The sequence below is a fragment of the Burkholderia sp. LAS2 genome (assembly GCF_018417615.1).
Lineage (GTDB): Bacteria > Pseudomonadota > Gammaproteobacteria > Burkholderiales > Burkholderiaceae > Burkholderia > Burkholderia sola.
Genome location: NZ_CP071052.1, coordinates 4,399,475 through 4,411,705, shown reverse-complemented (window position 1 = coordinate 4,411,705; position 12,231 = coordinate 4,399,475). Strand labels below are relative to the sequence as shown.

Below are 12,231 nucleotides of genomic sequence, written 5' to 3'. Positions count from 1 at the left end.
GGAACGTGGGTAGGTGGCTCGCGCGGCGGCGGCGCGCGGCTCCGGCGAATTATCGCATCGGTGCGTGAGCCACATGAGTCACGTGAGCCGCGTGAGCGACGAGCCACGCGTGGCCGACGCTCCGCACGGGATGTCGTTCGTGTTCGCTGCGCCGCACATTCGCGTTCGCATATTCGGCGGCATCGACGCCGGTCATCCCGACCGCACGCGCGAATTCTCCGATTCCCCACCCATTCCCGAGCAACAGCCGCCGCGTATGCAGCGCACCGTGCACGTCGTCGGCGACGGTTTCGCCGAGATAACGCAGCGCGCGACCTTCGACATCGACGAAGCCATGCGCGTAATCCCGCGCGAGCGCCGTCCACAACTGCGCGGCGCCGACCGACTGGCGCGCACCGCTGATCAGACACAGGCCCGCGTCGAGCCCCCATCGATACAGCGTCGTCGCAAGGCCCTTGCGCTGGGCAGACCCGCGCAGCCGCGTATGCGGCGCGCGCAGGTAGCGGTCGGCGCGGCGCGGGAGTTCGGGAAGCCGGTTGAACACGGTATAGCCGGCGAGCTGGCGGGCCGCCGGATCCTCGACGTAAAGGAAGTATTCGCCGTCCGCTTCGCGGTGGCGGACGACCAGGCCCGAGCGGCCGAGCGCGACGGCCGGCAGTCCGTACAGGCGATGGCGCGGCTGATGCAGGCGGTCATAAAGGGTGTCGAGTTCGTCGTCGATGTCGTGTTGGGAATGCTGTACGTCGATACGCATGGCAAAAGGCGCCCGTCTCGGGCGCATCGAGAAAGGGGTTCATGACAATGGGGAAATAGAAATGGAAGCGGCCCCCGGGCTCGGCGAAGCGAGCCGGGGCCGCGAATCAGCTGGGAATGTGCTGGAAACCGGCGGTGATCGCGGCGAGGCCCGCGATGCAGAGTGCGAACAGGATCAGGACTTTGTGGATCACGCCTCTTTCCTCTTGAATGCGCGGCGCCGACGGGCGGTGTCGCGGAGACGGTGAGCGGCGGGCACGGCCCGCACGGCCGTCGTGCGGGACGACGGTCGGCGTCCGGGCGACGGGCGCACGCGGACGGTCAGCACCATACGCGACGGGCAACGAGCGGGCAATCGGACTGGCGGAGAAAAGCGATGAAACGCGACGAATCGCGGTGTTTCGCGACAATTGGCCGCATGGGGCGCGTTGAAACGTCCGGAGATCCACGCGAAAGCGCATCGTCAACCGGCAGCGCGCGTACGTGCAAACGTGTCGTTGCGGGGGCGAACGCCGCGACAGGTCGACATCCTCGCGAGGACAGGAGCGGCGTGGACGACCGCCCCGGTTGACGCGTCACACCGCCAGCCGCCCGCCGAACGCGCGCCGGATTCGCGCGAACAACCCGTGTTGCGCGATCCACTCCGCATAAGCGCGATAGTCGGGATCGCGCATCAGGTGACGCTCTTCCGTCTTCGCGCGCGTGTAGTAGATCAGGTTGACTGCGACGAGCCCCGCGCAGTGCATGAGCCCGATCTGCCAGCCGAGCGGTTCGACGAACGGCACCGACACCATCCAGTACGACAGGTTCTTCGTGATGTACGCCGGATGCTTCGTGAAGCGGTACGGGCCCGACGTGATGATCCCGCGGTTGGTGAGGTTCGAGAACCGCAGCCCGAACGAGATCGTGCACAGCGCGTAGGTCAGCAGCAGCAGGATGATCGTCGTGCCCCAGATCACGCGCAGCGTCGGCGCCGACAGCAGCCAGTTGTCCCAGAACAGCGAGCCTTCGTAGCGGATGTAGTTGTTCGAGATCAGCGACCAGAACGGCTGGTAGCAGATCAGCGCGGCGACCCAGCCGAGCGTCGTCGGCTCGACGGTGCGCACGTGGCTGTCGAGGATGCGGAACGTGCACAGGTAGCCGACGGTGCCGAACATCAGGTCCATCGTGAACGACAGGTCGTACATGAACACGAAGGTCGCGATCGTCATCGGCGCATGGATCGCGTTCGCGAGCGACGCGCTCAGGTGATCGGCATCCTTCGACAGGTAGACGGTCATCAGCGGCAGGAAGAACGCCTTCACGCCCCAGCCGGCCAGCATCTCGCGCACCGGCTTCCAGCTCGCGGGCCGCTCGCGGAGAAACAGGAAGCGGCCCCACAGCAGATATGCGTCGTCGGTCTCGCGCTGGTGGCGGTCCATCCACGCGAAGTAGAACGGCGCGGCGACGATCACGTACGGCGCGAGCGAGCGCAGCAGCGACCAGAACGGCAGGTAGAACGCGCCGTGGTATTCGGGCAGCAGCCAGTAGATCGCGCCGATACCTGCGTAGATCGACGTCAGCGCGCCGAGCCGCGTCGCCACGCGCGCGATGCCGAGCGGCCGGACGGCCTGCCGCGACAGCCCCGCGCTCGGGCGCAGGTAGACGCGCGAGATGAAGAGTTCGTGCAGCGCGATCGTGCCGATGATCGCGAGGCTCGCGATGACCGCGCGCGTGGCCGCGTCGAGGGCCGGGTGGTCGCGCGTGACCCACAGCGCGAAGAGTCCGGCCGCGATGCCGAGCAGGCCGGCGCGCAACGGCGTGGCGGAACGGGGTGGGCGGTCCGGGGCAGCGACGATGCCGTCGAGCGTGGAGTTCATGATCGGATCCTCGTAGGGATGAGGGCCGGCGCCCCCGCTTGGCGGGTGACGCCGGCCGTCGGCCGGGCTGTTTATGGATGCGCGCCCGGCCATTGGCCTGTCGTTCTGATACGTGTTGCGTTGACGCTTACTTCTTGGTGACGCCGCCCAGCAGACCGCCGAGCAGGTTCGTCACCGGCGACAGCAGGTTGCCGGTGCCGCTTGCGGTGCCGCCGCTCGTGCCGCCGGTCAGGCCGGTCACCACGGAGCCGCTGCCGCCCGGCGTCGTCACGGTGCCCGTTGCGCCGCCAGGGCTGACCGTGCCGATGGCGCCGGCCGAGCCGGCCGGCGTGCCCAGCGCACCCGTGAGCGTGCCGACCGGGCCGCTCGTCAGCACGCCGCCGACCGTGCCGGACAGGTTGCCGCCCGGCGTCGTGACGGTGCCGGTGAGGCTCGCGCCGAGCGGCGTCAGCGAGTTGACGAGGTTGGTGACCGGCGCGAGCAGGCCGCCGACGCCTGCGCCGCTTGTCCCACTCGTCCCGCTGGTGCCGCCGGTGCCGCTCGAGCCGATGCTGCCGAGCGCACCCGTCACCGTGCCGAGCAGGCCGGTGATCGGCGCGAGGGGGCCGCCGCTGGTACCGCTCGTGCCGCCTGAGCCGCTCGAGCTGCCGCCGCCGCCGAGTGCGCCCGTCAGCGAACCGAGCACGCCCGTGATCGGCGCGAGCGGATTGGTGCCGCTGCTGGAGCTGCCGCTGGACAGCAGGCCGCCGGCCGATGTCACCGTGTTGCCGAGCTGGGACACGCTGCTGCCGGCGCTCGTGCCGACCGGATTGCCGGTTGCGCCGCCGACCTGCGAACCGGCGAGGCCGAGGCCGCTGCCGAGCGTGCTCAGCAAGCCGCTGAGCGGGGCGCCGAGCAGGGTCGCGTTGCCGAGCGTCTGCGTGACGCCCGGCGTCGTGACACCGCCGGTCAGCGTGTTCGTGATCGGGTTGATCACGCTGCCGAGCTGCGTCTCGAGTTGCTGCACCGGCGCGCTGTTCAGCGCCGTATTCAGCGCCGATGCGGTCGAGTTGACCGCGGTGCCGACCGTGTTGACGAGACTGCCGACGAGGGTCGTCGCCGGCGCGAGCGGCGACAGCGGACCGGTGCCGAGGCTCGTCACGGCATTGCCGAGGCTGTTGACCGCGCCGCCGGCGCCGGTCAGCAGGCCGGTGGTCGACGTGAGCGTCGGCCCGAGCGGGTTCGGCGACACGCCGATCGAACCGAGGCCGGCCGCGACGCCGTTGCCGAGCGATTGCACGCCGTTGCCGAGGCTGCTGACCGCGTTGCCGACGCTGTTGACCGTCGTCGCGTTCGTGCCGGGAATCTGCACGCCGCCGATCTGACTGCCGCCGTTCACGACCGTCGTGCCGAGCGCCGTCACGAGGTTGCCGGATTGCTGAAGGACATTGCCGAGGGGGGTGACGCTGGTGCCGGAGGTGCCCGAGGTGCCGGAAGTGCCGGACGTACCCGAGGTGCCGGACGTACCCGAGGTGCCGGACGTACCCGAGGTGCCGGAAGTGCCCGACGTGCCGGAAGTGCCCGAGGTGCCCGACGTGCCGGAGGTGCCGGAAGTACCCGAGGTGCCAGAGGTACCCGACGTACCGGAAGTACCCGACGTGCCAGAAGTACCCGAGGTGCCGGAAGTACCCGACGTACCGGAGGTGCCCGAGGTGCCGGAGGTGCCGGAAGTACCCGAGGTGCCAGAGGTACCCGACGTACCGGAAGTACCTGACGTGCCAGAAGTACCCGAGGTGCCGGAAGTACCCGACGTACCGGAGGTGCCCGAGGTGCCGGAGGTACCCGAGGTGCCGGAAGTACCCGACGTACCGGAGGTGCCCGAGGTGCCGGAAGTACCCGACGTACCGGAAGTACCCGACGTACCGGAAGTACCCGACGACCCCGAACTACCGCCGCCCGACGTCCCCGACGAACCGCCGCCCGACGTCCCGGAAGTCCCCGACGTGCCGCTTGTCCCGGACGTGCTCGGCTTGATGGTCGGCGTCGTCGGCCCATCGACCGAGCCGCAGCCGTACAGCGCGAGCAGTGACGAGACGGCCATCGTTACCGTCGTCTTCTTGATGAGAATGTGCATGTTGGCCTCGACATTGGAAGTGTGTCCCAGCCTTCACTGCAAATTCCGCGCCACGGCGTGTTTCGCGAAACGGTGTCGCGATTTGTTGCGGGAATCGGGGCTATCGATGCGATTTAAACGGAGGAATGGCGGTTTCGCGCGACAGGCGCGCGTGATCCCCGAACGTCGCGGCTGCGATGTTCCCGTAAGGCGCCGTAACGCGCGACGGGATGTTACGTAGCGTTCGACCGCACGTGACGCGCACGGCCGGGAACCGAGGCCCGCATCTTTGACGAAACGCGTCGTCCCGCCGAACATGACGCGAAACCCCCCGGCCGCCGGCGGCGGCGCAGCGGCCACGACTCCAGACCACGAGGACACCGACATGAGCGAACAGGACAGGGAATACGGCAAGGCGCGGCGCATCGACGTGATGGGCGAGGCGTTCGTCGAGCGCGCGATGAGCGATCTCGACGGATTCTCGCGTCCGCTGCAGGACTGGCTGAACGAGCATGCGTGGGGCAGCACGTGGCAGCGGGGCGGGATCGACCTGAAGACGCGCAGCCTGTGCACGTGCGCGATGCTGGCGGCGCTCGGCCGCAGCACGGAACTGAAGGGGCACATTCGCGGCGCGCTCAACAACGGCGCGAGCCTCGTCGAGATCCGCGAGGTATTGCTGCACAGCGCGCTGTATGCCGGCGCGCCGGCCGCGGTCGAGGCGTTTCGCAGCGCGCGCGAGGTGCTGTCGGAGCGCGGGTTGTCGCTACCCGACGACGAAGCCTGATTCCAGCGCGGCGTCGGCTGCCCGCCACGGAATCGGGCCGCGCTTCGCCGCCGCGATCTACGCGATGCGCACGGGCTGCGCCGCCACGTCGACTGGCGCGGCGGCGACTTCGAGGAGCCAGTCGGCCGTCGCCTCGGGCATCGTGACGGGCAGCATGTGCCCGCCTTCGACCACCTTCAGCCGCACGCGCGCCGATTTCTTCGCGAGCGCATCGCCGTGCTCGCGCCAGTTCAGGATCGGATCGGCGTGGCCGTACAGCACGTCGACCGGCAGCGCTAGCTCCGCGTAGCGGCGCGTCATCGCGGGCAGGTCGACGGGCGCCGACAGCAGGTCCGTCGCCGTCGCGTAGAACACGTGCGGGCGCATCCCGAGCAGGCCGCCGCCCTTGACCGGGAAGTCGCGCGGCACGTCCTCCGGCGCGAACACCTGGCGCACGGCCTGGCGGCCCGTCAGGATCGTCAGCGGGATCGCGAAGGTCCACGACACGAAACGGCGCACGAGCGGCGACGGCAGCATCAGCGGCTTGAACGGCGCGGGCGGCTCGGTCTGCTCGTGCGACAGCGGCGCGATCAGCGCGAGCCGGCTCACGCGGTCCGCATGGTTGAGGCCGACCGCGAGCGCGATCGCGCCGCCGAGCGAGTGGCCGACCAGCACGGGCTTGTCGAGCTGCAGCGCGTCGATGAACGCGGCGACCGTGCGGGCCTGCGCGAACACGTTCGCCTGCGAGGCCGCGCCGCGCAGCGAGCGGCCGGCGCCCGGGCGGTCGATCAGGATCACGCGATGCTGCTGCGCGAGCCGCGTGAGCGGCAGGTACGCGAAATTGCGCCATTGCCCCGCGAGCCCGTGGACGAACACGATCGGCGGGCCGTTGCCGTATTCGACGTAGTGGATACGATCGCCGTCGATGTCGACGAAGCGGCCTTCGGGCGGAAACGCGCGCGTCACGCGACGGGCCACGTAGCCGGAAAACAGCGCGAGCGCGGCGAGTACCGCGACGACGCCGAGCAGCACGTTCTGGATCAGGTGGAGCGTAGGAGTCATGTCGGCCTCAGCGGGTGTCGAGTGCGGGTTCGGCTGCCGGCGCGGCGGCGGCCGGGCCGGTTTTTGCGCGGCGTTCGAAATGCATCGCGGAATCGGCGAGCGCGCTGAACTTCAGCGACGCGAGATCGAGCACGTAGTTCTGATGAAATTTCCACGGCTTGCGGTGCCCCTGTTTCGGCAGGATGCCGGCCGCGCGCTGGATGTAGCCCGAGCTCAGGTTGACGGCCGGCACGTCGCCGAGATCGCCCGCGCCGAGCCGCGGCACGCACGTGTCGTAGCCGTTCGCGCGCATGTGGTTGAGCAGCCGGCACACGTAGCGTGCGATCAGCTCGGCCTTCAGCGTCCACGACGCATTCGTGTAGCCGAACGACGACGCGAGGTTCGGCACGTCGCTGTACATCATCCCCTTGTACGACACCGTCTCCGGCAAATCGACCGCGCGGCCGTCGACCGTCACGCGCGCGCCGCCGAGCATCTTCACCTTCAGCCCGGTCGCGGTGACGATCACGTCCGCGTCGAGCTGCTGGCCGCTCTTCAGCTGGAGGCCGGTCGGCGTGAAGCGTTCGATCTCGTCGGTGACGATCGATGCGCGGCCCGCGCGGATCGCCTTGAACAGGTCGCCGTTCGGCACGAGGCACACGCGCTGGTCCCACGGCATGTAGCGCGGCGTCAGGTGCTTCGCGACGTCGAAGTCGGGGCCGAGCTGCCGGCTGGCCGCGCGGATGATGAATTGCTTCGTCCGGTCGGGCTTGCGGCGCGACACGTTGTACAGGTACATCGTCAGCAGCACGTTCTTCACGCGCACGAGCCGGTGCGCGAGCCGCGACGGCAGCACGCGGCGCAGCGCGTTCGCGATCTTGTCGCGCGCGGGCAGCGACACGATGTAGGTCGGCGAACGCTGCAGCATCGTCACGTGCCGCGCGTCGGCCGCCATCGACGGCACCAGCGTGACGGCCGTCGCGCCGCTGCCGATCACGACCACGCGCCGGTTCGCGTACGACAGGTCCTTCGGCCAGTGCTGCGGATGCACGAGCTTGCCCTCGAACGTGTCCATGCCTCGCCAGTCGGGCAGGTAGCCGGCGTCGTAATCGTAGTAGCCGCTGCACATGAACAGGAAGCGGCAGGTGTAGACCAGCGTGTCGGTCGCGCCGTCCCGCGTGCGCTCGACGCGGACCGTCCAGCGCGCGCGGTTCGAATCCCAGTCGGCCGCGACGACCTTCCGGCCGTAGCGGATCGTCTTGTCGATGCCGTAGGTGCGCGCGGTGTCGCGGATGTAGTCGAGGATCGTCTGGCCGTCGGAGATCGCCTTGTCGCTGTGCCACGGCCGGAAGCTGTAGCCGAGCGTGAACATGTCGGAATCCGAACGAACGCCCGGATAGCGGAACAGGTCCCAGGTGCCGCCGATCGCGTCGCGCGCCTCGACGATCGCCACGCTCGCATGCGGGCAGCGCTGCTTCAGGTGATACGCGGCGCCGATGCCGGACAGGCCGGCGCCGACGATCAGCACGTCGAGGTCGCGAAGGTCGCGATCGTCGCGGTTATCGCCACTGTCGCGGCGGGCGTCGGAGGCGGGCGGCGCGTCGCGCCGGTCGGTCGTCGTCGAGATCATGCGGGGTCCTGGGTCGGCGTGGTCGGGCGCGCGGCCGGCGCGTGCGCGCGTTCGAGGTTGCGTGCGCGGGCGCGGCGCACGTGGCGCAGCATCAGCCACTGGTAACCGGCGCCGAGCAGCCGCGCGATCCGGTCGAGCCGGCGCGCGTCGGCGCCGACCAGCACGCGGCGCGCATTGCGCTCGACGCCCGCGAGGATTTGCCGCGCGGCCTCGTCGGCCGTCGTCGCGTTGATCAGGCGGTTGGCCTGACGGCGATGGGTCGCTTCGTCCTGGCCCGTCAGCGCGTGGATGCTGGTGTCGACGCGGCCCGCATCGACGATGCTCGTCGCGACGCCGCCCGGATGCACGCAGGTCGCGCTCACCGGCGCGCCGTCGAGTTCGAGTTCCATCCGCAGCGCCTCGGTGAAGCCGCGCACCGCGAACTTGGTCGCGTTGTACGCGCTTTGCGTCGGCATCGCGACGAGCCCGAACAGGCTCGACGTGTTCACCACGTGGCCGTCGCCCGACGCGCGCAGATGCGGCAGGAACGCCTGCGTGCCGTGCACGACGCCCCAGAAATTGATGCCGACGATCCATTCGAGATCGACGAGACGCGCGGTTTCGGCGCTGGCGGCCAGCGACACGCCCGCATTGTTGAAGATCAGGTTGATCTTGCCGTGCTCGGCGCGCACGAAATCGGCCCACGCGAACACCGCATCGCGATCGGCGACGTCGAGCCGCCGCGTGCTCACGCGCACGCCGTGCCGTGCGCAGGCGGCTGCCGTGCCGGCGAGCCCGACGTCGTTGACGTCGGCGAGCGCGACCTCGCAGCCGCGCCGCGCAAGCTCGACCGCGAGGCTGCGGCCCATGCCCGAACCGGCGCCCGTGATCGCGGCGACCTTGCCGGAAAACCCCTTCATTCGTCGTCCTCCCGTTCCGCTTGCGCCGCACCGGCGGCGCATCTATTGTGGTGTTGATCGTCACCACTTTAGTTTTCGGGTGTCCTGATGTCAAATAGCGGAATGGAGAAAGCACTCGAAACGGAAAAAAAGGGCCGGTCGTATGGCGGCGTGGCACCCGAGGTGCGGGCCGCCGAGCGGCGCGACGCGTTGATCCGCGCGGCGACGCGCGTGTTCGGCACGGTGGGTTTTCGCAAGGCGACCGTGCGGTCGATCTGCCAGGAAGCGAAGCTGAACGATCGCTATTTCTATGCGGCCTTCGACAGCACCGAGGATTTGCTGCGCTGCACCTACCTGCATCACGCGCAGCAGTTGCATGACGCGGTCGCGCAGGCGGTCGCCGCGCGCGGCGGCGATCTGCGGGAGCGCGTCGACGCGGGGCTCGCGGCGTTCTTCGCGTTTTTGCGCGACCCGTGCGCGGCGCGCGTGCTGCTGCTCGAGGTGATGGGCGTGAGCGCGGATACCGACATGACGTATCAGCGCATGCTGATCGACTTCGGCAAGCTGATCATGGCGATTGGCGCGCCGCGCGAGGCCGCGACGCCTGCCGAGCGCACCGAGCAGCGGCTGATCGGGCTCGCGCTGGTGGGCGCGATGACGAACGTCGGCGCGGCGTGGCTGCTGACCGACTATCGCGATCCGGAGGAGCAGGTGGTGGCCAGTTGCCGGAAGGTGCTGCTGGGGACGTTGCAGGCGCGCGACTAGGGACGCGCGGGAAAACGGGGCTCATTGGCCGGATGAGACCAAATTCGGACTATAATCAGTCTTGTTATGGACTGGCACAGGACGTGTTCCATGAAATTCTCTACCCAGGTCAAGCCCATCAGCTATCTCAAGAGCCACGCCGCCGATATCGTCAGGGACATCTCGGAAAGCCGCGAGCCGATGCTGATTACCCAGAACGGAGAGGCGAAGCTCGTTGTCATGGACGTCAAGTCGTATGAGGAGCATGAAGAGACGCTTGCGCTTCTTCGGCTGCTTGCACTCGGCAATCGGGAGATCGAGCAGGGCCACTTCCGTCCAGTCGAGGATGTCTTTGCGGACCTCGACAAGGACGACGATCAATGACACTGCGGGTTGTCGTTCTTCGTTCGGCGGAAGAAGATCTGAAGAGGTTGAAGCGCTATCTCGTATCGAATTTCGGTTCGGCTACCTGGCAAACGAGCTACCGGCAGATCAAGGACGCCATTGCATCGATTCGCGCTTTTCCGAATCACGGCAGGATTCCTGATGAACTCGCGAATATCAGCCTCGGTCAGTATCGCGAAGTCATTGCCGGAATGAACCGCATCATTTATGACGTGCGAGGCGACACCATTCACGTGCATATCGTTTGCGATACGCGCAGGGATCTGAAGTCCTTGCTGATGAGGCGGCTTGTGGTCGCTCATTGAGCGCGATCGCCATTCTTCCTCGTTTCACGATCCCGCCCTCCGTGGTTTCGAACTTGCGCGCCGGGTAATCGGTGCCGCCGCCGTCACCCCGATCCTCGCCTTCATCGCATCGATGAACGCCCGCACCTTCGGCGAAGGCAGCCGCGTCGACGGATACACCGCGTGAATCCCGGCCGGCGCCGTATGCCAGCCCGGCAGCAGCCGCACGAGCCGGCCGGCCGCGACGTCGTCCGCGCTCGAGAAATCCGTCAGCAATCCGAAGCCGCCGCCCGCGAGCACGATCGCGCGGCACGCGGTCGCGGTGTTCGACACGACCGGCGCGACGCAGCGCACCGACGCGCGGCCGCCGCGCACGTTATCGAGTTCGAGCGTATGCGGGCGCGGCAGCGACGACAGCATCACGAACGGCAGCGCGGCGAGCGCATCGGGATCGCGCGGCAGCCCGTGTCGCGCGACGAACGCCGGGCTCGCGACCAGCCATTTCTCGTACGTGCCGAGCTGCACCGCGCGATAGTTGGAATCGGCGAGACGGCCGATGCGGATCGCGACGTCGAGGTTGTCCGCGACGAGATCGACGACGCGGTCGTTCGCGACGAGTTCGACAGCGAGCGCCGGATGCCGGTCGCGCAGCGCGACGACGGCCGGCGCGACGATCAGTGCGCCATAGTCGATCGGCACGCTCACGCGCAGCGTGCCGCGCAGCGGCCCCGCGTCGGACGACACAGCGTCGAGCGCGGCTTCGGTCGCGCGCACGATGTCGCGGCACGCGTCGTAGAACACGCGTCCGGCGTCGGTCACGCTCAGCCGCCGCGTCGTGCGCACCAGCAGGTTCGCGCCGACCTCGGATTCGAGGCGCTGCATGTGCGTGCTGACGACCGTCTTCGCCAGGCCGAGCCGCTCGGCCGCGGCCGTCAGCGAGCCGGCGTCGACCACCGCGACGAAGATCGCCAGCCGGTTCAGGTTCACGTCGCGCAGATCGGCCATCGTCGATTGTCCTATGGAAGAGGATGATGTTTCCGTGATTATCCGTCTTCTGGCGACGAACGGCGAGCGCTACGCTGGAGCCGTTCGTCGCCGATCCCCGGCGGCGCGAGATTCCGGAGTGTTTCCATGTCTGCCGCCAGCAAGCCCGCTTCGCCCATTCGCGTCTATTCGTTCCTGCTGTCCGGGCACGCGCACCGCGTCCGGTTGTTCCTGTCGCTGCTCGGTTTGCCGTCGAAGACCATCGACGTCGATCTCGCGGCCGGCGCGCAGCGCGAACCGGCGTTTCTCGCGTTGAATCCGCTCGGGCAGGTGCCGGTGATCGACGACGGCGGCACCGTGATCGCCGATTCGAACGCGATCCTCGTGTACCTCGCGAAGCGCTACGGCGATGCGCACTGGCTGCCGGACGACCCGGTCGGCGCGGCCGTCGTGCAGCGCTGGCTGTCGTACGCGGCCGGCCCGATCGCATCGGGCCCCGCGGCCGCGCGGCTCGTGACCGTGTTCGGCGCGCAGCTCGACCCGGAAGCGGCCAAGCGCACGGCCGCGAAGGTGCTCGACGTGATCGATCGCGAACTGGCCGGCAAGCCGTTCGCGGCCGGCGCGCAGCCGACCATCGCGGACATCGCCGCGTACACGTACATCGCGCACGCGCCGGAAGGCGGCGTGTCGCTCGAACCGTATCCGCACGTGCGTGCTTGGCTGGCCCGTATCGAGGCGTTGCCGGGCTTCGTCGCGATGCCGACGACGCGCGCGGGCCTGCTCGCCGCTTGACGCTCA

13 protein-coding genes are annotated in these 12,231 nt (G+C 68.7%); 6 read left to right on the top strand and 7 right to left on the bottom strand.

The window, feature by feature from the left end; translation table 11 throughout:
• Window positions 1-49: 49 nt before the first annotated feature.
• Entirely contained in the window at window positions 50-754 is a 705-nt protein-coding gene (locus tag JYG37_RS20150) for a histone acetyltransferase (protein WP_213345770.1), read from the bottom strand.
• On the opposite strand from JYG37_RS20150, the gene JYG37_RS20145 reads away from it, so the two are divergent.
• Window positions 753-1,001: a hypothetical protein gene (locus JYG37_RS20145; protein WP_162484454.1), complete on the top strand. Its 249-nt coding sequence runs from the start codon at window positions 753-755 to the stop codon at window positions 999-1,001. The genes JYG37_RS20150 and JYG37_RS20145 overlap by 2 nt on opposite strands.
• Before the next feature lie 327 nt (window positions 1,002-1,328).
• Here the strand turns inward: JYG37_RS20145 and JYG37_RS20140 are convergent, their stop codons facing one another.
• Window positions 1,329-2,612, bottom strand: coding sequence for an isoprenylcysteine carboxylmethyltransferase family protein (locus JYG37_RS20140; protein WP_213345769.1), 1,284 nt, complete (start codon window positions 2,610-2,612; stop codon window positions 1,329-1,331).
• 127 nt (window positions 2,613-2,739) lie between these two features.
• Window positions 2,740-4,725 (bottom strand): collagen-like triple helix repeat-containing protein, encoded by a 1,986-nt coding sequence (locus JYG37_RS20135; RefSeq protein ID WP_080334286.1) that lies wholly within the window; start codon window positions 4,723-4,725, stop codon window positions 2,740-2,742.
• 364 nt (window positions 4,726-5,089) lie between these two features.
• On the opposite strand from JYG37_RS20135, the gene JYG37_RS20130 reads away from it, so the two are divergent.
• On the top strand, window positions 5,090-5,488 hold the full coding sequence (locus JYG37_RS20130) for a carboxymuconolactone decarboxylase family protein (protein WP_050014467.1): 399 nt from the start codon (window positions 5,090-5,092) through the stop codon (window positions 5,486-5,488).
• 57 nt (window positions 5,489-5,545) lie between these two features.
• Here JYG37_RS20130 and JYG37_RS20125 read toward each other — a convergent pair whose 3' ends face one another.
• Genes JYG37_RS20125 through JYG37_RS20115 form a run of 3 tightly spaced genes read right to left on the bottom strand, consistent with a single transcriptional unit; the run spans window position 5,546 to window position 9,037 of the window.
• Window positions 5,546-6,529, bottom strand: coding sequence for an alpha/beta fold hydrolase (locus JYG37_RS20125; protein ID WP_209933364.1), 984 nt, complete (start codon window positions 6,527-6,529; stop codon window positions 5,546-5,548).
• A gap of 7 nt (window positions 6,530-6,536) precedes the next feature.
• Complete coding sequence (locus JYG37_RS20120) at window positions 6,537-8,138, bottom strand: flavin-containing monooxygenase (RefSeq protein WP_089489055.1); 1,602 nt, start codon at window positions 8,136-8,138, stop codon at window positions 6,537-6,539.
• A complete protein-coding gene (locus tag JYG37_RS20115) occupies window positions 8,135-9,037 on the bottom strand; it encodes an SDR family NAD(P)-dependent oxidoreductase (RefSeq protein ID WP_213345768.1) in 903 nt (300 codons plus the stop codon). Before JYG37_RS20115 ends, JYG37_RS20120 begins: the two co-directional genes overlap by 4 nt.
• A gap of 87 nt (window positions 9,038-9,124) precedes the next feature.
• On the opposite strand from JYG37_RS20115, the gene JYG37_RS20110 reads away from it, so the two are divergent.
• The 3 genes from JYG37_RS20110 (at window position 9,125) to JYG37_RS20100 (ending at window position 10,470) form a co-directional block, all read left to right on the top strand.
• Window positions 9,125-9,781 carry a TetR/AcrR family transcriptional regulator gene (locus JYG37_RS20110; protein ID WP_213345767.1) on the top strand — a complete coding sequence of 219 codons (657 nt, stop codon included), beginning with the start codon at window positions 9,125-9,127 and terminating at the stop codon, window positions 9,779-9,781.
• Between the two features lie 90 nt (window positions 9,782-9,871).
• On the top strand, window positions 9,872-10,144 hold the full coding sequence (locus JYG37_RS20105) for a type II toxin-antitoxin system Phd/YefM family antitoxin (RefSeq protein ID WP_050014516.1): 273 nt from the start codon (window positions 9,872-9,874) through the stop codon (window positions 10,142-10,144).
• Entirely contained in the window at window positions 10,141-10,470 is a 330-nt protein-coding gene (locus JYG37_RS20100; protein ID WP_050014473.1) for a type II toxin-antitoxin system RelE/ParE family toxin, read from the top strand. The genes JYG37_RS20105 and JYG37_RS20100 overlap by 4 nt, the downstream gene beginning before the upstream one ends.
• A gap of 24 nt (window positions 10,471-10,494) precedes the next feature.
• On the opposite strand, the gene JYG37_RS20095 is transcribed toward JYG37_RS20100, so the two are convergent.
• Complete coding sequence (locus JYG37_RS20095; protein WP_124630827.1) at window positions 10,495-11,454, bottom strand: LysR family transcriptional regulator; 960 nt, start codon at window positions 11,452-11,454, stop codon at window positions 10,495-10,497.
• A gap of 126 nt (window positions 11,455-11,580) precedes the next feature.
• Between JYG37_RS20095 and JYG37_RS20090 the strand changes: the two genes are divergently transcribed.
• A complete protein-coding gene (locus JYG37_RS20090; protein ID WP_023475046.1) occupies window positions 11,581-12,225 on the top strand; it encodes a glutathione S-transferase family protein in 645 nt (214 codons plus the stop codon).
• Window positions 12,226-12,231 lie beyond the last annotated feature (6 nt).

Excerpts from the sequence above, each read along its gene's own strand:
- JYG37_RS20145 (WP_162484454.1), top strand. The coding sequence starts at position 753 with ATGGCAAAAGGCGCCCGTCTCGGGCGCATCGAGAAAGGGGTTCATGAC.
- JYG37_RS20150 (WP_213345770.1), bottom strand. The coding sequence starts at position 754 with ATGCGTATCGACGTACAGCATTCCCAACACGACATCGACGACGAACTC.
- JYG37_RS20140 (WP_213345769.1), bottom strand. The coding sequence starts at position 2,612 with ATGAACTCCACGCTCGACGGCATCGTCGCTGCCCCGGACCGCCCACCC.
- JYG37_RS20135 (WP_080334286.1), bottom strand. The coding sequence starts at position 4,725 with ATGCACATTCTCATCAAGAAGACGACGGTAACGATGGCCGTCTCGTCA.
- JYG37_RS20130 (WP_050014467.1), top strand. The coding sequence starts at position 5,090 with ATGAGCGAACAGGACAGGGAATACGGCAAGGCGCGGCGCATCGACGTG.
- JYG37_RS20125 (WP_209933364.1), bottom strand. The coding sequence starts at position 6,529 with ATGACTCCTACGCTCCACCTGATCCAGAACGTGCTGCTCGGCGTCGTC.
- JYG37_RS20120 (WP_089489055.1), bottom strand. The coding sequence starts at position 8,138 with ATGATCTCGACGACGACCGACCGGCGCGACGCGCCGCCCGCCTCCGAC.
- JYG37_RS20115 (WP_213345768.1), bottom strand. The coding sequence starts at position 9,037 with ATGAAGGGGTTTTCCGGCAAGGTCGCCGCGATCACGGGCGCCGGTTCG.
- JYG37_RS20110 (WP_213345767.1), top strand. The coding sequence starts at position 9,125 with ATGTCAAATAGCGGAATGGAGAAAGCACTCGAAACGGAAAAAAAGGGC.
- JYG37_RS20105 (WP_050014516.1), top strand. The coding sequence starts at position 9,872 with ATGAAATTCTCTACCCAGGTCAAGCCCATCAGCTATCTCAAGAGCCAC.
- JYG37_RS20100 (WP_050014473.1), top strand. The coding sequence starts at position 10,141 with ATGACACTGCGGGTTGTCGTTCTTCGTTCGGCGGAAGAAGATCTGAAG.
- JYG37_RS20095 (WP_124630827.1), bottom strand. The coding sequence starts at position 11,454 with ATGGCCGATCTGCGCGACGTGAACCTGAACCGGCTGGCGATCTTCGTC.
- JYG37_RS20090 (WP_023475046.1), top strand. The coding sequence starts at position 11,581 with ATGTCTGCCGCCAGCAAGCCCGCTTCGCCCATTCGCGTCTATTCGTTC.